Origin of the sequence: Alicyclobacillus herbarius DSM 13609 (genome assembly GCF_000430585.1) — a bacterium.
Taxonomy (GTDB): domain Bacteria; phylum Bacillota; class Bacilli; order Alicyclobacillales; family Alicyclobacillaceae; genus Alicyclobacillus_G; species Alicyclobacillus_G herbarius.
On record NZ_AUMH01000008.1, the window covers coordinates 31,673 to 49,789 of the forward strand.

General features: G+C 56.1%; 15 protein-coding genes. 13 read left to right on the forward strand and 2 right to left on the reverse strand.

The genetic code is table 11. From position 1 onward, the window contains the following. Window positions 1–6 precede the first annotated feature (6 nt). From H522_RS0106805 to H522_RS0106830, 6 genes are all read left to right on the forward strand, one after another. On the forward strand, window positions 7–1,257 hold the full coding sequence (locus H522_RS0106805) for an enolase C-terminal domain-like protein (protein WP_026961751.1): 1,251 nt from the start codon (window positions 7–9) through the stop codon (window positions 1,255–1,257). A 3-nt stretch (window positions 1,258–1,260) separates the two neighbouring features. Continuing rightward, window positions 1,261–2,028: an SDR family NAD(P)-dependent oxidoreductase gene (locus H522_RS0106810; protein ID WP_026961752.1), complete on the forward strand. Its 768-nt coding sequence runs from the start codon at window positions 1,261–1,263 to the stop codon at window positions 2,026–2,028. 32 nt (window positions 2,029–2,060) lie between these two features. Further along, entirely contained in the window at window positions 2,061–3,302 is a 1,242-nt protein-coding gene (locus H522_RS0106815) for a hypothetical protein (RefSeq protein ID WP_026961753.1), read from the forward strand. A 91-nt stretch (window positions 3,303–3,393) separates the two neighbouring features. Continuing rightward, entirely contained in the window at window positions 3,394–4,707 is a 1,314-nt protein-coding gene (locus H522_RS0106820) for an ABC transporter substrate-binding protein (RefSeq protein ID WP_026961754.1), read from the forward strand. Window positions 4,708–4,819: 112 nt separating this feature from the next. Continuing rightward, entirely contained in the window at window positions 4,820–5,743 is a 924-nt protein-coding gene (locus H522_RS0106825) for a carbohydrate ABC transporter permease (RefSeq protein WP_026961755.1), read from the forward strand. A gap of 56 nt (window positions 5,744–5,799) precedes the next feature. Next, on the forward strand, window positions 5,800–6,600 hold the full coding sequence (locus H522_RS0106830) for a carbohydrate ABC transporter permease (protein WP_245578046.1): 801 nt from the start codon (window positions 5,800–5,802) through the stop codon (window positions 6,598–6,600). A 77-nt stretch (window positions 6,601–6,677) separates the two neighbouring features. On the opposite strand, the gene H522_RS0106835 is transcribed toward H522_RS0106830, so the two are convergent. Beyond that, the gene (locus H522_RS0106835; protein ID WP_026961757.1) at window positions 6,678–7,337 is read right to left on the reverse strand and encodes a YesL family protein; all 660 of its coding nucleotides are present in this window, start codon (window positions 7,335–7,337) and stop codon (window positions 6,678–6,680) included. A gap of 198 nt (window positions 7,338–7,535) precedes the next feature. Beyond that, entirely contained in the window at window positions 7,536–8,162 is a 627-nt protein-coding gene (locus H522_RS18030; protein ID WP_051343988.1) for a polysaccharide deacetylase family protein, read from the reverse strand. A 375-nt stretch (window positions 8,163–8,537) separates the two neighbouring features. Here H522_RS18030 and H522_RS18035 point away from each other — a divergent pair, with 375 nt between their 5' ends. The 7 genes from H522_RS18035 to xylB all read left to right on the forward strand — a co-directional run bounded on the left by H522_RS18035 (window position 8,538) and on the right by xylB (window position 18,051). After that, a complete protein-coding gene (locus H522_RS18035) occupies window positions 8,538–10,592 on the forward strand; it encodes a peptide ABC transporter substrate-binding protein (RefSeq protein ID WP_051343989.1) in 2,055 nt (684 codons plus the stop codon). A gap of 208 nt (window positions 10,593–10,800) precedes the next feature. Beyond that, on the forward strand, window positions 10,801–11,763 hold the full coding sequence (locus H522_RS0106855) for an ABC transporter permease (RefSeq protein WP_026961758.1): 963 nt from the start codon (window positions 10,801–10,803) through the stop codon (window positions 11,761–11,763). Window positions 11,764–11,828: 65 nt separating this feature from the next. Then, entirely contained in the window at window positions 11,829–12,722 is an 894-nt protein-coding gene (locus tag H522_RS0106860; protein ID WP_026961759.1) for an ABC transporter permease, read from the forward strand. Continuing rightward, the gene (locus tag H522_RS0106865) at window positions 12,719–13,708 is read left to right on the forward strand and encodes an ABC transporter ATP-binding protein (protein ID WP_026961760.1); all 990 of its coding nucleotides are present in this window, start codon (window positions 12,719–12,721) and stop codon (window positions 13,706–13,708) included. The genes H522_RS0106860 and H522_RS0106865 overlap by 4 nt, the downstream gene beginning before the upstream one ends. Next, the gene (locus H522_RS0106870; protein ID WP_026961761.1) at window positions 13,695–14,669 is read left to right on the forward strand and encodes an ABC transporter ATP-binding protein; all 975 of its coding nucleotides are present in this window, start codon (window positions 13,695–13,697) and stop codon (window positions 14,667–14,669) included. The genes H522_RS0106865 and H522_RS0106870 overlap by 14 nt, the downstream gene beginning before the upstream one ends. Before the next feature lie 84 nt (window positions 14,670–14,753). Continuing rightward, the gene (locus tag H522_RS0106875; protein ID WP_051343990.1) at window positions 14,754–16,394 is read left to right on the forward strand and encodes a glycoside hydrolase family 9 protein; all 1,641 of its coding nucleotides are present in this window, start codon (window positions 14,754–14,756) and stop codon (window positions 16,392–16,394) included. 112 nt (window positions 16,395–16,506) lie between these two features. Further along, the gene (gene xylB / locus H522_RS0106880; protein WP_026961763.1) at window positions 16,507–18,051 is read left to right on the forward strand and encodes a xylulokinase; all 1,545 of its coding nucleotides are present in this window, start codon (window positions 16,507–16,509) and stop codon (window positions 18,049–18,051) included. Window positions 18,052–18,117 lie beyond the last annotated feature (66 nt).

Sequence of the window (18,117 nt, forward strand, 5' to 3'; positions counted from 1 at the left end):
ATTGCGATGCGTATTTCGGACATCCGCGCGACGACCGTCAGTGTACCGTTGGAGGCGCCTCTGCGCCACAGCAACGGTGCGCACTGGGGGCGGTTTGTACGGACCATCGTCGAGGTGGAGACGGATGACGGGCTTATTGGTTTAGGGGAAATGGGCGGCGGGGGTGAGAGCGCTGAGCAGGCGTTTGCGGGCTTAAAGCCGTATCTACTCGGGCATGACCCGTTCTCCCTCGAGGAACTGCGGTTCAAAATCGCCAACCCGACCGCCAGTCTCTACAACAATCGAACACAAATGCTGGCGGCCATCGAGTTCGCCTGCCTGGACATCGTGGGCAAGGCGCTCGGAGTGCCTGTGTACCAGCTGCTTGGCGGCAAACTGCGAGACCAAGTTCCGTTTGCCAGCTACCTGTTCTTTCGCTTACCGGATGAGGCCTCGGGGGAAGGAGAGGTGCGTACGGTCGACCAGTTGGTCGATCACGCCCGCGAACTCCGTGGGCGCTATGGCTTCCGTTCGCACAAGCTGAAAGGCGGTGTCTTTCCGCCCGACTATGAATTGGAGTGCTACCGGGCGCTGGCGGCCGCGTTTCCGGAAGACACCCTTCGGTATGATCCGAACGCAGCTCTGAGCGTGGAAGAGGCGGTTCGTTTCGGTCGGGCCATTCGTGACCTGAACAACGATTACCTGGAAGACCCGACCTGGGGGTTAAACGGAAACCGCCGCGTGCGCAACTTGGTAGGGCTGCCCATAGCCACCAACACCGTGGTCGTCAACTTTGAGCAACTTGCTGAGAACATTCTCCATCCGGCCATCGATGTGGTGCTTTTGGACACCACGTTCTGGGGTGGGATTCGTCCCTGCATCAAGGCGGCCGGGGTGTGCGAGACGTTCCAGGTGTCCGTTGGGGTTCATTCTTCCGGAGAACTGGGCATCCAGTTGGCCACCATGCTCCACCTGGGAGCCGTGATCCCTAACCTGACCTTTAGCGCGGATGCCCACTATCACCACCTGCGGGACGACATCCTTGCCGGCGGCAAATTCCAGTACATGGATGGCTGCATCCGGGTGCCCGAAGGCCCGGGGCTTGGAGTGACACTGGATGAAGATAAATTGGGCCACTACGCCGAGGAATACAAGCGGCTCGGCGGCTACCCGTACGACCGAGACCCCGCCCGCCCGGGCTGGTTCCCGTTGATTCCGAACGACCGCTGGGCAGATCCGAATCAGGCGTATGACAAAGTGGCCGTCAAGGAGGGATAAACCGTGCGACTGGCAAATCGCGTGGCGCTCGTGACCGGCGGCGGGCGTGGCATCGGATCGGCCATTGCAAGGCGTATGGCGGAAGAGGGAGCTGACGTCTGTTTGGTCAGCCGGACACAGAGCGAGCTGCAAGAGCAAGCCGCCTGGATTGAGCAAAACACCGGACGCCGCGCCTTGGCCGTTACCGGCGACGTCAGCCGCCCCGAGGACGTGAAGCGGACCGTTCAAACCGCCCTTGAGACCTTCGGGAAGATTGACATCCTGGTCAACTGCGCTGGTATTTCGGTGGCGGGCGCGTCTGAGGCGCTGCCGTTTGACAAATGGAAGGAGTGCCTGAACATCAACCTGGACGGAACGTTTCTCTTCTGCCAGGAAGTGGGTCGGCACATGATTGAACGAGGACAAGGCGGGAAAATCATCAACATCACGTCGGTCGTGGCGCACGCCGCCATCCCCGCCCGAGCTGCGTACGCGGCAAGCAAGGGCGGGGTAAAGCAGCTGACGCAAAACCTGGCCGTGGAGTGGGGAAAGCACAACATCCAAGTCAACGCCATCACTCCCGGTTACATCTACACCGAGATCTTCCGGCGCTTTGTCGAACAGGGTGTGCATGACCCGGCCAAGCTGGAGGCTCGCATTCCGGCAGGCAGGATGGGACGGATTGAAGATATCGCCGGTCCGGCTGTGTTCCTGGCGTCTTCTGACAGTGACTACGTGACCGGCACAACCCTGATTGTCGATGGGGGCGTTTTGGCAAACGGTTACATTTGAATCCACTCTGCCCATGGAAAGGGGGATGGGGCGTGTCCCAAGACAAGTTGGCATCGATGGTTGCCCGTATCGTTCAGGAGACCCCGGCGTTCGACATGCACACGCACCTGTACGCGCCGGAGATGGGCTCGCTCTTGTTGTGCGGCGCGGACGAGGCGCTCAATTTTCACTATCTGGTCTCCGAATCTTTTCGCGTTCACCACATGCCCTATTCAGCGTTTTGGGGGTTGACCAAATCGGAGCGGGCCGAGGTTGTGTGGAACGCCTTGTTTCGCGATACCTCGCCGTTGAGCGAGGCGGCTTCCGGGGTGATTGAGATTGCCCAAGCGCTGGGCTGTGACACCAGCCGCTTGACCTTGCAGGATTTGCGTCAAGCCCTGTCAGACGTGCCCACGCCTGAGTACATCTCGCGCATTATGGAGTTGGCCAACGTCACCCAGATTGTGATGACGAACGATCCGTTCGACGACCAGGAAACGGCCTTCTGGCGTGACTTTGCCACGATGGATAAACGGTTCCTCGCGTCCTTGCGACTGGACAAGCTGATGAATCAGTATGCCTCTGTCGTGCTCATCCTGCAGGCCAAAGGCTATGACGTGGACCTGGAACTGTCGGGCCGTTCGACGGCCGAAGTGCGACGCTTTTTAGAGGACTGCGCGAATGCGGTGAACCCCGTCTATGTCGCCTTTTCGACTGCGGCCGACTTTGCTTACCCGGAGGAGACCGGGCCGCGCGGACGCATCCTGCGCGAGGCACTGCTGCCGTTCTGCCGGGCACGCGGGATTCCCTTGTCATTGATGATTGGCGCGCGACGCCAGGTCAATCCGGATCTCCGGGATGCGGGCGACAGCGTCGTGTATGCACCCGTTCGACCCTTGGAGGCCCTTTGTGCCGATTATCCCGATAATCGGTTTTTGGTGAGCATGCTCTCAAGGGAGAACCAGCACGCCCTGGTGGTAGCCGCGCGCAAGTTCCACAACCTGATGCCGTTTGGCTGCTGGTGGTTCGTTAACACAGACACTCTCGTCGAGGAAATCATCCGCATGCGATTGGAACTGTTGGGACCCACCTTCATCCCGCAGCACTCCGACGCCCGCGTACTCGAACACCTGATTTACAAGTGGCAGCGGGCAAGACGTGTTTTGACTCGCGTGTTGGTAGACAAGTATCAGGCGTTGGCCGCCTCCGGCTGGTCCATCTCGGAAGACCAGATCCGCCGTGACGTGGAGCGGCTGCTGTCCGGGAATTTCAAGCAGTTTGCGGGGGTGGAGTGACCCTGGGAGAAGAAACGACCGTTTACTGAAAGTGGTTCGTATACAAGAATCCTAGTATATTTCAACGTTCGAATCTGAAGGGGGATCTCAAATGCAGAAATCCAAGTTTGGAAAGACATTTTGGATTGTGGCCGGAATCGCCGCAACGCTTGCTGCTGCAGGGTGCGGTACTGGGACGGGTCAGAATGCTGGCGGCCAGTCGTCAGGGTCATCGGATAAACAGGAAAACATTACCTTTGCTTGGTGGACGAACCCCAATCGGACTGTTGTCACGAAAAAGGCCGTGCAGCTCTTTGAAAAGAAATATCCAAACATCCATGTGACCATGGAATACTATCCATGGAGCGGGTATTGGACGAAGATGTCCACGGAGATAGCGGGTGGAAGTCAACCGGATGTTATGCAGATGGACGCAAGCTATCTAAAACAATACGTGAACAATGGTCGGCTCATGGATCTGTCTAAGGTTCACATTGATACGTCACAAATCGGTAAGAACACAGTTGACCTAGGTAGGGTGAACGGAAAACTTTATGCCTTAACGACCGCCGTTAATACGTCGGCGTGGATTTATAACCCGGAAATTCTCAAGAAGGCCGGAATTACGTTCCCAACCGGGAACTACTCATGGGACGACTTTAAGAATATGGCCGAGGAAATTCACAAGAAATTGCCGGACGTTTATGGCTCACAGAATGACGTGTGGCAAACATTTGCACTGGACTACTATACTCGTACGCGAGGTCAGAGCCTATACTCAGCCGACGGCAAATCCCTTGGACTCACCAAACAGACCATTGAAGATTGGTTTAACTACTGGCTCGATATGCAAAAGAACGGCGGATGTCCTCCCGCGCAGGAAGAGACATCGTACACGCACTCCGATCTTGAATCGAGCCCTTTTAACAAAGGAAAGGTTGCTTTTGACTGGATGTGGATTGGCGAAGAACCGGAATTTGAGCAGGATCTCGGTAAGCCCATCGTGAGGGCTCTACTGCCCGAGTGGGGAAACACGAATAAACCGTATATCTTGCATCCAGCGATGTACTGGACCATTTCGTCGACAACCAAGTATCCGGATGCTGCGGCAAAGCTGGTGAATTTTCTGGAGAACGATCCGCAGGTGTCCAAGTTGTTTCTAAATGACCGCGGAATCCCGGCCAACAATAAGAATTTACAGGCGGATGCCAAGGTCGGAGGAGAAGAGGTTAAAAAGCAAGACGAATTCATGCAGCGAGTCGAAAAAATTGCGCAAGCTGCACCTTTATCACCTCCAGTCGACAGCAACATTCACGATGCCTTGAAAACGATTGCGGAGAAGGTGTTATTTGGGCAAATCTCCGCGAAAGAGGGAGCAGACGAATTCTACACCCAGGCGAACCAAATTCTGTCCCAAGGTTCGTAACGGGGCTATCCCGGGAAGGGGTTCCCTATCCCCCTTCCGGACGCACTCAATGTGTGATTCGATTGGGCCGATGCCCGGACTCCGGGCCTCGGTCGAAAGGAGGGTTCCGCAAGTGGACACTCAGGTGGATATCATCGTAAGAGCGAGACCTCAAAAGGCGACCAGAAAACGCGTTGGAAATGGTGCGGCAGCTTATGGATTCATGACTCCTTGGCTCATCGGGATGATGTTTCTGACGATGGGCTCAATGTTGTTTACGTTTTACTTGGCGTTTACCAAATACAATCTAATCAGTGCCCCACAGTGGGTCGGAACACAAAATTTCGCATCCATTGTGAAGGATGGGAATTTCTGGGCGGCGATTCGTGTTACGTTCATTTATGTCGTGCTCTCTGTTCCTGCTCGGCTGATTGCTTCGTTACTCATCGCGACGCTATTGAGTAAAAATGTTCGCGGAATCGGCATCTACCGTGCCCTTATCTATTTACCTTCATTGATTGGAGGTAGCGTTGGAGTATCAATTGGATGGAGGAAAATGTTCGACCAAACCGGTCCCATCAATGCACTACTTCAGGTCTTCGGGATTCATGGTCCGGTGTGGTTAGGAAGTCCAGTTTCCGCCATGGCTGTGTTGATTCTATTAAGTGTTTGGCAGTTTGGTTCTGAAATGGTCATCTTTTTGGCCGGAATTAAACAGATTCCCGCTTATCTGTACGAGGCGGCCACCATTGATGGAGCGGGTTCCATACAAAGATGGTTTAGGGTCACACTCCCCATGCTGTCGCCACTGATATTCTTCAATTTGCTGATGGGAACCATCTCTTCCTTCATGGTCTTTACTCAAGTGTACGTGATTACAAATGGGGGACCGATTAATTCCACGTTAGTATACGTTCTATACCTATACCGTGAAGCGTTTACCTACCTGAACATGGGCTATGCTGCAGCCTTATCCTTGATTCTGCTTGTACTGATTGCACTCTGTTCAGGAATTCTCTTTTTGACGAGTCGACTCTGGGTAAATTACGACGTATAAGGTGGGGTCAATCCGTGTGGCGAAAAGCTCAGATCTCTACGTGTTCGCGACATGTAGTGCTGATTATTGTGACGTTTATCATGCTCTATCCCATACTCTGGATGTTCTTTTCATCGTTTAAGCCGGATAACATGATTTTCTCAACAACCCGACTCTTGCCTACGCATTGGACGTTGCAGCATTATATCAATGGGTTTACGGGCGCCTCGGGTATGAATTTTGGACCGATGTTCGTACACTCCTTCGAAATCTCCGCCGTGGTGGTTGTCGGTTCGCTCTTTAGCTCGTCGCTGACGGGGTTTGCATTTGCACGCCTGAAGTTTCGGGCACGAGGGTTTTTGTTCGGATTCATGTTGTCGACTATGATGCTTCCAGCCCAGGTGGTTATGATTCCACAGTACATTATCTTCCATAAATTAGGGTGGGTGAACACCTTTATCCCACTAATGTTACCCAGTTTTCTGGGAACCGTCCCGTTTTTTATCTATCTCATGGTTCAATTTATTCGAGGCATCCCGAAAGACCTGGATGAAGCCGCCGTGATTGACGGGTGTAGTACATTCAAGTTGTTTTATTCCGTGATTCTGCCTTTGGCGCGTCCCGCGCTCATTACAATTTCTATTTTTGCGTTTTATTGGACATGGAACGATTTCTTCGGTCAACTCATTTACCTCTCAAATCCGAATTTGTTCACGGTTTCTCTCGGCTTGAGTATGTTTCTTTCAAACATGGGAATGACACAATGGGGAGATTTGTTTGCGATGTCCATCCTTTCCGTCATACCTTTGCTGATTATCTTTATGATCTTCCAGCGTTACTTGGTTGAGGGCATAGCGACACATGGACTTAAGGGTTAGAAGAAGAGAGCAGCTCATTGAATGATATCCCCCTTCCGTCTGGAGGGGGATTTTGCCAAGTTTCTGCGATGATTCCATCACACCATGTCCTCTCCGGTGGCGGACGAGGTCTTCGCATCGGACGGGATATTCGCGTCTTCGGTCACCTGAATCAGCCGTACAAACTTCCGCTCCGCAAACCAGTATGTGACAAAGATGCACAAACTAACAAAGAAGAAAACCAGCAGAAAGGTGAACCGCAGCGACAGAACTAACAGCGCGGCGATGCTTAGTAGATTAAGAAAGGTGAGGTGGAACTTGTAGATGCCGAGCTTGACGCTGTTGATAAGGAGTGCTCGATTCGAGTAGTACCCGTTCACCATCAGCGGGAAGAGGCTTAACAAGGTGCTCCCATACAGGATGGTCAAAACGCCGAAGAACAGCTCGGCTACCAGGCTCAGGCCGGTGTGCAGGTGCAGGGCGATACGCAGGTCCACAAACAGGATGATCCCGATGCCAGTCAGGATGACACCGGTGACCAGGCTTTGCCGAAAGTTCTCGCGGTAATATTGGTAATAGGTGCGAAAGACGGCCGGATCGTTCCCTTTCATCCACTGGCGGGCAATGGCAAAACCAGCAGCAACCGCAGGATAGACCGTGATGATCGGAACACAGTTGACGAGCACGAGAAAGTTGAGAACGAGGAGATTGTAAATCCACTTGCACGCCCGGTATATAAATCCGTCCAATTGAAACACAGCTTCCACACCTCACCTGCAAGTCGGAGTACTTGGTAGCTATGAAGGCCCTTTCATCTTTGTTCACGACAAAATTACTTTCCATATCAGTATGCTTGAACCGAGGCCCATCCGACAAGTGCCAATCTTCGGGACGGGGCAGGCTTACAAAAGATCCTGCGAACGCGGGGCGGCCGAAAGGCCGCACCGGGAGAATGCCTAGTCTTGATAGGGGGACTGGCCCAGCAACGCATCCAGGGTCGTGAACTCATAACCGAGACCTAAGGCAATCTCGATGACATAGGGAAGGGCTTCAACGGTCCCGGCGGCACTTTTCGAACAGTGCTGCAGAATGATGGCTCCCGGTTTGAGTTGACTGAGAATGTTGCGGGCGATTTGTGGGCCGGGGATCCCCGCCCAGTCGCGCGAGTCAATGTCCCAGAGGATGATCTCATAGCCCAGTTCCTGCAGCTGTGCCTTGACGTTTTCATTTATTGCGCCGTACGGCGGACGCATCCAGCGGGGTCTGCTGCCCAGCTCGTTGGCAATCCGCTCGTCCGTTTCGGTCATTTGTTTCAGCACTTCACCTGACGTGATTTCGGTCAGGTTGGGATGACTGTAGCTATGATTCCCTACCGTGTGGCCGGCTGCGGCGATTTGTTTCAGAATGTGCGGGCATTGGTCAATCTGCTGGCCCAGGCAGAAGAAGGTGGCCGAAACCGAGTAGTGATGCAAGATGGCTAGAATCTGAGGGGTATAGTCAGCATCGGGGCCGTCATCGAAGGTCAGCGTGAGAGTGGGCCGGTCTATTCTTCTCACGACTCTGCTCTGGGCGTCGGTTTGCATACGTATTCCTCCTGTGTCTACTGAAAGTTCGATTGTTGCTTAAACTTATAGCACGTTTCGCCTTGTGGGGAAACCTCGGTCCGGTTTCGAAACCCATTGATTTTGTTATGCAAAAAATAACGAATTTTGACCACAAACATCTATTCCCGTACATGGTCTAAATATGAAGTAACCGCTATCATTGGTGTTACAAAGTTGTTACAACACATAGAGGGGGTATAAGTAGCCGGGATCTGAGGGTCGCCATAGGTGGGTCTCTGCAGGCATTCTGCGTTCCACCATTAGTTGATTGCCCATCAAAACAAATTCGGTCTGTTACGAAGTCGTTCCGTTTCGCAGTGGATGTCGATGTGTGGATTTCAGGGAGGGGAAACCATGTCCAAGAAGCTGAACAAGCGCAAGTACACCGCGTTTTCCGGCGCGGCGACCGTGGCTATCGCGATGACCGCTAGCCTGACGTTGGCCGGCTGTTCATCGAACGGATCGCAAAAACACGATTCGGTCACGGTGGGACTGCCGCCGATTCCATCCCTCGACCCCACGGCTTGGCAGGCGCAGATTTTGATTGACCAGGGCACCGTTCTCGAGGGGCTGACCGGGTATGACAAGAACCTGAAAATCGTCCCGAAGGTGGCAGACCACTGGACGACTTCCGAGGACGGCCTGACCTGGACGTTCTATTTGCGCAAAGACGCCAAGTGGAGCAATGGCGATCCGGTCACCGCTCACGATTTCTACTACGCATGGATGCGCATGCTCGATCCGAAAAATACGAGCGCACAGTTGTGGGCCAGTTTCCTGCCGACCGTGAAAAACGCGACCAACTACCACACCGGCAGCGCGAAGAAGTCTGACGTAGGCATAAAGGTCATCAACGACTACGAGATCCAGATTCAGCTGCAGAACCCGAACTACGGCCTGCCGAACGAGTTGGCGCTGGCGTCGGCCATGCCTTTGGACCCAAAGGTGGTCGATAAGCACCCGACCAACTGGTATCTCCCGCAGTACTTTGTCGGCAACGGACCTTATGTGGTGTCTTCGTTCAAACCGAACGGCAAGATTGTACTCACGCGTAACAAGCATTATGTCGGCAACAAGAACGAAGTCAACGTCGGCAATGTGCAGACCATCAACATTGTGCCCACCCCGACATCACCGTTGCAGGCGTATAAGGCCAACCAGCTGGACGTGGTGCAAATCAACAATCCGTCCGACTTCCAGTACGCAGAGCGAAGCCTGAAGAACGAGCTTCATGAGGTGCCAAATTATGATGTCTACACGTTTGCCTTTGACAAGTCCATCGAAAAATCGCCACTGGATAATCCGTTGGTGCGCAAGGCAATTGCCGAGGCAATAGACCGTAACAAGGTTGTCAAGGCCCTGAGCGGGATGGCCAATCCCACAGAGGTGTTTGGTCCTTCTTCCTGGCCGGCGACCAAGTACCAACATGGTATCAAGGCGAATGTGGCGGACGCGAAGAAACTGTTGGCAAAGGCGGGTTACCCGAACGGCAAGGGTCTCCCGACGTTTGAATTGTACACGTGGACCGAGACGGACAACCGTCCAGCCTTGTTAGCCGCCGAATCCATTCAGCAGCAACTGAAACAGAACCTGAACATCAATTTCAAGATTGAACCGACGCCCAGCTCCGTCTACGGCAGTTATGTCTGGGGCAACTACCAAAAAGGCGTCAAACCAGGCTACATGATGTTCAATCAGGCCCTCAACTGGCCGAGCCCGGCCAACGCCGACCTGGGTGCGGCCCAGGCGAGCTGGTACGATTTCCACTACGAGTGGCGAAATTACGTCGGCCAGGCCGCCATTGCGAACAACAATCCATATTCCGTCACGAAATACGGGAACCCGGATGACAAGAGCAAGGGTATCTCCTGGTCGGACTGGGTGCCGCTCGAGAAGGCGTACCAGAAGGATGCCAAGTTTCTCATGGCTTTCGCCAACAAACAGACCGACCCAGACATCAAGAAATACCTGACGCCGATTATCCCGTACTCGCAAACCTGGAACGGTTTTGTACAGAGTTGGAAGGATGCGAAGACGGATGCCGACAAGCACCAGGCCTGGGTGAATGCGTGGAACTGGATTGGGTCCGCGTCCAACAGTGGCGGTGCGACGGATGGGCTCGATATTACCGTCTGGAAGGACCAGCACCGCAACCAGACCGAGTACAACTGGTTTGTCTGGAATACCAAGCAGCAGTTCTATGACACGGATGCTCAGGCAGCTGCGGATGCGGGTAAGCTGGCCCAGTCCATCATCGACAACGCCTGGATGGTGCCGTTGTATGACAGCATGAACACGTACCTGACCAAGCCGTTTGTGCACAACGTCGTCGCCAACCGGTTTGCGTGGGGCAACGTCTTTCAGCTGCAATACATGACGGTGGATAACGGGAAGGATACCACCCAGTAAACGCGTCAGCCCGCGCTAGGCCGGGTGCCATGCAGACCCTCCGGAGGCATCCCGGGGGTCTTAGGTGAGCCAAAGGGGCCAATCGGGGCACTTCCGGCGGTACGCTGGCATCCGGCGCGGCGTATCGTCAGGGTTCGTCGGACGCCCTCAGGGACGGTGCCATATAGGCAACGTGTTGCGTAAATGATTCGTGGAAAGGGGATTCAGGATGGCCATTTCCAAGTTTTTAGTCAAGCGCATCATCCTTATTCTCATTACGACGGCCGTCATCATCGCCCTGTCCTACATTCTCATGTACATCGCCCCAGGGAGTTTCTTCAACCAACAACAGGTGGGCCAACAGGCGCAAACGCTGGCTGCTGAAAACCCACAAGCGTACCAGGCGATGATGCAGGACTGGAAGGAACGCTACGGTCTGGATCAACCGTTGTATCTGCAGATCTTGCGTTATATTTACCATTGTTTCACGCTCAACTTCGGAACCTCGTTTGAAAACCCGACCACACCGATTATGGACTTACTCAAGTCGGGCTTTCCAATTAGCTTTATCCTGGCGCTCGGCTCCATCATCTTGTCGACCATCATTGGCATCCCGCTCGGCATCTTGGCGGCCATTCGTAAAAACACCTGGGTGGACTACGTTATGACCACCCTGTCCTTGGGCGGACAGGCCATCCCGGCCTTTGTCATCGCGGTGCTGTTGATGTTGGTTTTCGGGGTGATCTTCCCCATCTTCCCAATCAGCGGTTGGGGCACCGTGCAACAGGCGATTCTCCCTATCATCGCCTTGGCGGTTGGCAATATCGGCAATGTGGCGCAATACATGCGTAGCAGCATGATTGACACGATGGGGCTGGAATTCATCCGGACGGCCAAGGCGAAAGGGGTGCCGCAATGGGCGACCATCATGCGTCACGCCTTCCCGAACTCCTTGATTGCATTAGTCACCGTCATTGGTCCCCAGTTTGCGTTTACCGTCGTCGGAACGGTGTGGATTGAGAATCTGTTTTCCATCCCCGGGCTCGGTTCGCTCCTGAACCAGGCGTTTGGCGCAGACGACCTGCCGCTCGCCATTACCTACATCTTTATCCTTTGTCTACTCGTCATGATTACGAACCTTTTGGTGGACATCTGTTATACCCTGCTCGATCCACGTATCCGACTCAAGTAATGGTGCAGATGCATCCATCGAAAGCTTTGCGCCCGACGAATAACGAGGAAAGGGGAAGATGGTCCATGGCGGTTCTTGAAAGTGCTGTGCAAACCGGTCTCAATCCGAAACCGCCGGCTTCCAGGCGTAGGCTGGCTTGGCGCCGATTTGCGCGCAACCGTTTGGCCGTAATGGGTCTGGTATGGGTGGGCATCTTTATTTTGTTTGGGATCATCGGTCCGTGGATTGCTCCGTACACGTATACTGCCACGGATACTGTGAACGCCAACATGGGCCCAAGCGCCGCCCACTGGTTTGGCACCGACAGCCTCGGGCACGACATGTTCAGCGAGATCCTCTACAGCATCCGCTTTGCCTGTATCATCGGTTTCGGTGCGACCGCCGTCGCGTTTATCATCGGCGCCATCCTGGGTCTGTTGGCCGGTGTCATGGGCGGCGTCGTCGACAACATCATCATGCGTCTGGTGGACTTGATGTTTGCCTTTCCGGCCTATTTCTTGAACCTCATCTTGGTCATCGACCTGGGCCGCGGCCTCTTGCCCATCTTTATCTCAATTGGCATCACCCAATGGTCTGGCTACGCCCGCCTGATTCGAGGGCTTGTCTTGTCCCTGCGAGGTGGAGAAATGGTCGAAGCGGCCATCTCCCTGGGCGCCACTAAGCGGCACATCGCCCTGCACTACCTGTTCCCGAACATCATCGGCAGCGTCATCGTGTCGTTGTCTTTCGGCATTCCGTACGCCTTGATTCAAGATGCCGGTTTGAGCGTGGTGGGCCTCGGGTTACGTCCGCCGATGCCGAGTTTTGGCAACTTGGTCACCACCGGGGCGGCCGACATGATGGGGTATCCCTGGCTGCTCGTGTTTCCGGCCGTCTTGTTCGGGATAACCTTGTTGGCCTTTCTGTTCGTCGGAAATGGGTTGCAGGAAGCGTTTAATACGAAGGGGGCCTCGAAATGAGTGACATCCTGCTTGATGTGCGCGACTTGACCACCCAGTTTCGGCGGCCGGACGGGGTGGTGTACGCCGTCAACGGCGTGAGTTTTCAGGTGCGTCGGGGTGAGACCCTGGGCATCGTTGGTGAGAGCGGATCGGGCAAATCGGTATCGGTCCTGTCGATTCTCGGACTGATTGGCGAAAATGGGAAGGTTGTAGCCGGGACGGCAGAGTTCGAGGGTGTCAACCTGCTAGAGTTGAACCAGCACGAGATGCGGGCGATACGCGGCCGTGAAATCGGCGTCGTGTTCCAAGACCCGATGACCAGCCTCAATCCCATCAAGCGGGTCGGTGAGCAGGTCATGGAGGCGATGTTGGTCCACCGCCTGTGCAGCAAGCAGGAAGCCCGTCAGCGGGCGGTGCGGCTGCTCGAGGAAGTTGGTATTTCCGATCCGGAACGACGGATGAAGAACTACCCGTTTGAGCTCTCGGGCGGTATGCGTCAGCGCGTGATGATTGCCATCGCCCTCGCCTGCCAGCCCCGGCTTCTGATTGCCGACGAGCCGACCACCGCGCTCGATGTCACCGTGCAGATGCAGGTGCTGTCAATCCTCCGGGAGGCGCAGGTCAACCGGCAGATGAGCACCATCATGATTACCCACGACCTCGGTGTGGCCACGAACCTTTGCGACCGAATCATTGTCATGTACGGCGGGAAAGTGATGGAATCGGCACCGGTGGAGGAGTTTATCCGCCACTCGGCGCATCCGTACAGCCGCGCGCTCAAGTCGTCCATTTTAGAGATTGGCAGCCGCGGCCGCAAAATCGCGCCGATACCGGGTAACCCGCCGGTGATGATTGAGCCGCCTCGCGGCTGTCCGTTTGCCGATCGTTGCCCGCTCGCCATCGACCGTTGTCGAACCGAAGTCCCGGACTTGCGCGGTCTACAGGCCGAGCACTTCGTGGCCTGTCACCGCGCCGAGGAGGTGTTGGAATATGTCGCGCAATGACCTGCTGGTGGTCGAAAACCTGAACAAGACCTTCAAGGTTCCGGGGGGCACGCTCCGGGCGGTACAGAACGCTTCCTTTCGCCTGGAGGCTGGCAGGACACTCGGCTTGGTAGGAGAGAGCGGATCGGGCAAATCGACGTTGGGAAGAACGGTCCTGCGTCTCATTGAGGCAGACAGTGGCAGCATCCAGTTTGACGGCGTCGATATTCGCAGCCTGTCTGCCAAGCAACTGCGTCAGAAGCGTAAAGACATGCAGATGATCTTTCAAAACCCACTCTCTTCGCTTAATCCACGCATGACTGTGGAACGGAATATTAAAGATCCGCTCATCATTCACGATATCGGCGATGCGAAGGAGCGCAGCCGCCGCGTCCGCGAGCTGATGGAGCGGGTTGGGTTGTCGGACAACATGGCGCACGCCTATCCGACGGAACTGTCTGGTGGTCAGCAGCAGCGGGTGGCGATTGCTCGTGCCCTGGCTTTAAACCCGAAGCTCATCGTCTGTGACGAAGCGGTGTCCGCGTTGGACGTATCGATTCAGCTGCAGATTATCTCGCTCCTGCAGGACCTGCAGCGTGAGAACCACTTGTCCTATATTTTCATCTCGCACAACCTGGCTGTCGTCGAGTACATGAGCGACTACGTGGCTGTCATGTACCTGGGCGAGATTGTCGAGCAGGCCCCGGTCGACGAGCTGTTTGCCAACCCGCAGCATCCGTATACCCGCGTCCTGATGCAGTCGGTCCTGAAGGTGCCCGCGTCGTTGGAGCAGAGGTCCACGTTCAAGACATTGCCCGGGGAAATTCCAAGCCCCATCCATCCACCTTCCGGGTGTCCGTTCCATCCCCGCTGCCCGTTGGCGAGCGACGAATGCCGGAGCGTCAAACCAGAGGTAAGACCTGTCAACGAACAGCATCAGGTGGCTTGTCACAAAGCGGAGTTGGTCGCTCAGGTCGTGTGAGCGAGATACGTGAGCCGCCCATCTGGAAACTCAGACACGGGCGGCTGCTTGTTGCATCGGAGAATGTATGGGGAGAGGGTTCCAATGCAAGGTTCCATTCGCATGAACCAACTCGGCTATCTGCCGGGAGCCAAGAAGGGGTTTGTGACCGATTGTTCGGCGGAGACGTTTGCCGTATACGATGCCCACGGTTGGTGTATCTATGAGGGGCGCCTCGAAGAGCCAACGCCGAGCGCCATCTCAGGTGAAGTGGTGCGCCGCGGGGACTTTAGTCCTGTGCGGGCGCCGGGTCAATATAAGCTGGTAATTCCGGGTGTCGCGGAACGTCCAGAATTTGTCGTTGCTCATAATGTGTACCAAGGTTTGCAGCAAGCGTTGCTGAAATTTTTCTATTATCAGCGCTGTGGAACTCAGCTTTCGGAAGAATATGCCGGGCCGTGGTCGCACGCGGCCTGTCACTTAGGGGAGTGTATCGACTACGACCATCCTGAGGTGCGGCGTCCTTCCATCGGCGGCTGGCACGATGCGGGGGATTATGGTAAGTACACGGTGGCCGCAGCGGTGACAGTGGCCGATTTGCTGCTCGCGTACGAATGCTTCCCACACGCCTTTCGAGATTCACTTTCGATTCCTGAATCGGGAAACGGGATGCCCGACATTCTCAACGAGGTGGCGTATGAACTACGCTGGTTGTGGACCATGCAGAGGCCGGACGGGGCGGTCTATCACAAGGTGACGACGAAGGAGTTTCCAGGACTGAACGTGATGCCGGAGGACGATAAGGACCAGCTATACTTCTCGCCAGTCTCGTCCTCCGCAACGGCGGCGTTTGCGGCAGTTATGGCATTGGCATCTCGCATCTACCAGGCCTGGGACCCGAAATTGGCAGAACGCTGTCAACGTAACGCCGATCAGGCTTACCAGTGGGGGTGCAACCATCCGGACGCCGTTCGCCAAGGATTTCGCAATCCGTTCGACATTCACACCGGCGAATACGGGGACAACATGGTCGCGGACGAATGGTACTGGGCCAGCGCGGAACTCTGGCGTCTTACCGGGAACCGAGCGTACCTGGACTCCGCCCGGCGCCTGTGGGACGAGGCGTTCAATCCGACGGAGCTGGGTTGGGCCGACGTTGGCGGATACGGAACCTGGGCTATTCTAGACGGTTCTCGCGACGGCCGGCATGGCAATCCATCCACTCAAGCGTGGCTGAGAGAACTCCAGCGGGTCTGGTGCGAGGGGGCAGCGTCGTGGGCCGATTTATGCCAAGCCAACCCGTACGGCGTGTGCCTGAGTGAATCAGATTATATCTGGGGCAGCAACATGGTTCTGCTCAACCGCGCGATGCACATGATTCTGGTCGATAGGTTGCAGAATACGGCCGTCTATCGAGAACACGTGCTCCAGCAACTGCATTACATCCTCGGGTTCAACCCGCTTGCCCAAAGCTACGTCAGTGGATTCGGGACAAAGCCGATGCGCTATCCCCACCATCGCCCGTCGGTAGCAGATGGTCTACCGGAGCCTGTACCTGGTATGTTGGCCGGAGGACCCAACTGTCACCGCCAGGATGAAGCGGCCCGGGCCAAGCTGCCGGATGGAATCCCGCCGGCCAAGTGCTACATCGACGATGAGGGCAGCTATTCGACGAACGAGGTGGCCATCTACTGGAACTCGCCGGCCGTCTTTGTATCGGCCTACGCGAACGCCTTGCGAATCTGAAAATATTCATTGACGTTCATTTGGTGATTCAATAAACTAATAGAGAGTCGAGTAGAGAGTTAAATTACAGAGAACAAAGAGTTTGGATTTCGGAGAAAGCGAGGGAAGGCCTGTGACCGAGAAAGCGCCTTCCGTACTGCTGGGCATTGACGTTGGAACAAGCGGAGTCAAGGTGGTGGCTGTGTCTGCGTACGGCCGACTGTTGGCCGCGGCGGGCGCGACCTATGAATTGTACGCCCCCAAATCCGGCTACGCGGAGCAGCACCCAGAGGATTGGTGGCAGGCCACAGTGACGGCCGTGCACGACCTGATGGATAAACTGCGGGCCAAAGATGGTGACCCGGACATCGTCGCCATCGGGTTGTCCGGGCAGATGCATGGCCTCGTGCCACTGGATCAGGATGGGAAACCGGTCCGCCCGGCCATTATCTGGTGCGACCTGCGCACCGTGGCGGAGGCCGAGTGGATTGAACGGGAGATGGGCCGAGACACGGTCATTCGCCTGACCGAAAACCCACCTCTCGCCAACTTCACCGCCACGCGCCTCTTGTGGATGCGCCAGCATGAACCGGAAGCATACGCACGCATCGCATCGTTCTTACTGCCAAAAGATTATGTCGGGTTCCGCATGACCGGGGTGCGGGCCACCGATGTCTGTGACGCGTCGGGCACTCTCCTGTTTAACGTGGCCGCGCGGAACTGGTCGGAGGAGATGTGCAAAGCGTTGGACATTCCCATGGCGTGGCTGCCACAGGTGTTTGAATCGGGCTCTGTGGCCGGGCGGGTGACGCCGGAGGCCGCGGGCGTCCTCGGCATCCCGCCGGGTGTTCCGGTCGTCGCCGGTGCGGGCGATCAGGGGGCTGGAGCCATTGGCCTTGGCATCGTGGACCCTGGTACCGTCTCGGTAGTCCTTGGCACCTCGGGCGTGGTGCTCAGCCCGTCCAATCATCCCATTCGCGATCCGCTCGGCCGTGTGCATACGTTCTGCCACGCGGTACCTGGGCAGTGGTTTACGATGGGCGTGACCCAGGCCGCGGGCGGATCGCTCCAGTGGTATCGGCGCCAGTTGGCCCAGGTGGAGGATGCGGCCGCCAGCTTATCGGGCCAAGACGTGTACGACCTGCTGACGCGAGAGGCGGCACAGGCGGAGGCGGGCGCCGGAGGTGTGCTCTTTCTGCCTTACCTCTTGGGCGAGCGGACGCCGCACTTGGACGCGGACGCGCGCGGCAGCTGGATTGGCCTCGACTGGCGGCACGGTCGACCAGAGATGGTGCGAGCCGTGCTCGAAGGGGTCGCCTTCAGCCTGCGGGACTGCTGGGCGTGCCTGGCCGCGAGCGGCATGGCGGCCGACACCTGGCGGGTGTCCGGCGGCGGCGCCAAAGGACGGCTTTGGGTGGAAATCCTGGCTTCGGTCTTGGGACGTCCGATTCAAATCGTCCACGGTATCGAGGGACCGGCCTACGGGGCAGCCATCCTCGCCGCGCTGGGCGCTGGCGTTATCGGGCTTGAGGACATCGCGGCCTGGATTGAAGTGGCCGATACGGTCGCACCCAATCTCACCTGGCAGTCTCGCTATGACCGCCAGTACCGGCTGTACCAGGAGGCGTACCAAGCGCTTAAGCCGGTGTTTTCGTCGCTGCGCGCGTTGGACGCGTAGAACTCTCGTTGGCGGCCAGTACACGATGCACCGCTCGTCTAAGCGTCAAAGTGAATGGAGACAGCA

What these genes read in the sequence shown, in the direction of transcription:
- H522_RS0106865 (WP_026961760.1), top strand. Translation starts at nt 12,719, where the DNA reads ATGAGTGACATCCTGCTTGATGTGCGCGACTTGACCACCCAGTTTCGG.
- H522_RS0106870 (WP_026961761.1), top strand. Translation starts at nt 13,695, where the DNA reads ATGTCGCGCAATGACCTGCTGGTGGTCGAAAACCTGAACAAGACCTTC.
- H522_RS18030 (WP_051343988.1), bottom strand. Translation starts at nt 8,162, where the DNA reads ATGCAAACCGACGCCCAGAGCAGAGTCGTGAGAAGAATAGACCGGCCC.
- H522_RS0106875 (WP_051343990.1), top strand. Translation starts at nt 14,754, where the DNA reads ATGCAAGGTTCCATTCGCATGAACCAACTCGGCTATCTGCCGGGAGCC.
- H522_RS0106820 (WP_026961754.1), top strand. Translation starts at nt 3,394, where the DNA reads ATGCAGAAATCCAAGTTTGGAAAGACATTTTGGATTGTGGCCGGAATC.
- H522_RS0106855 (WP_026961758.1), top strand. Translation starts at nt 10,801, where the DNA reads ATGGCCATTTCCAAGTTTTTAGTCAAGCGCATCATCCTTATTCTCATT.
- H522_RS0106860 (WP_026961759.1), top strand. Translation starts at nt 11,829, where the DNA reads ATGGCGGTTCTTGAAAGTGCTGTGCAAACCGGTCTCAATCCGAAACCG.
- H522_RS0106805 (WP_026961751.1), top strand. Translation starts at nt 7, where the DNA reads ATGCGTATTTCGGACATCCGCGCGACGACCGTCAGTGTACCGTTGGAG.
- H522_RS18035 (WP_051343989.1), top strand. Translation starts at nt 8,538, where the DNA reads ATGTCCAAGAAGCTGAACAAGCGCAAGTACACCGCGTTTTCCGGCGCG.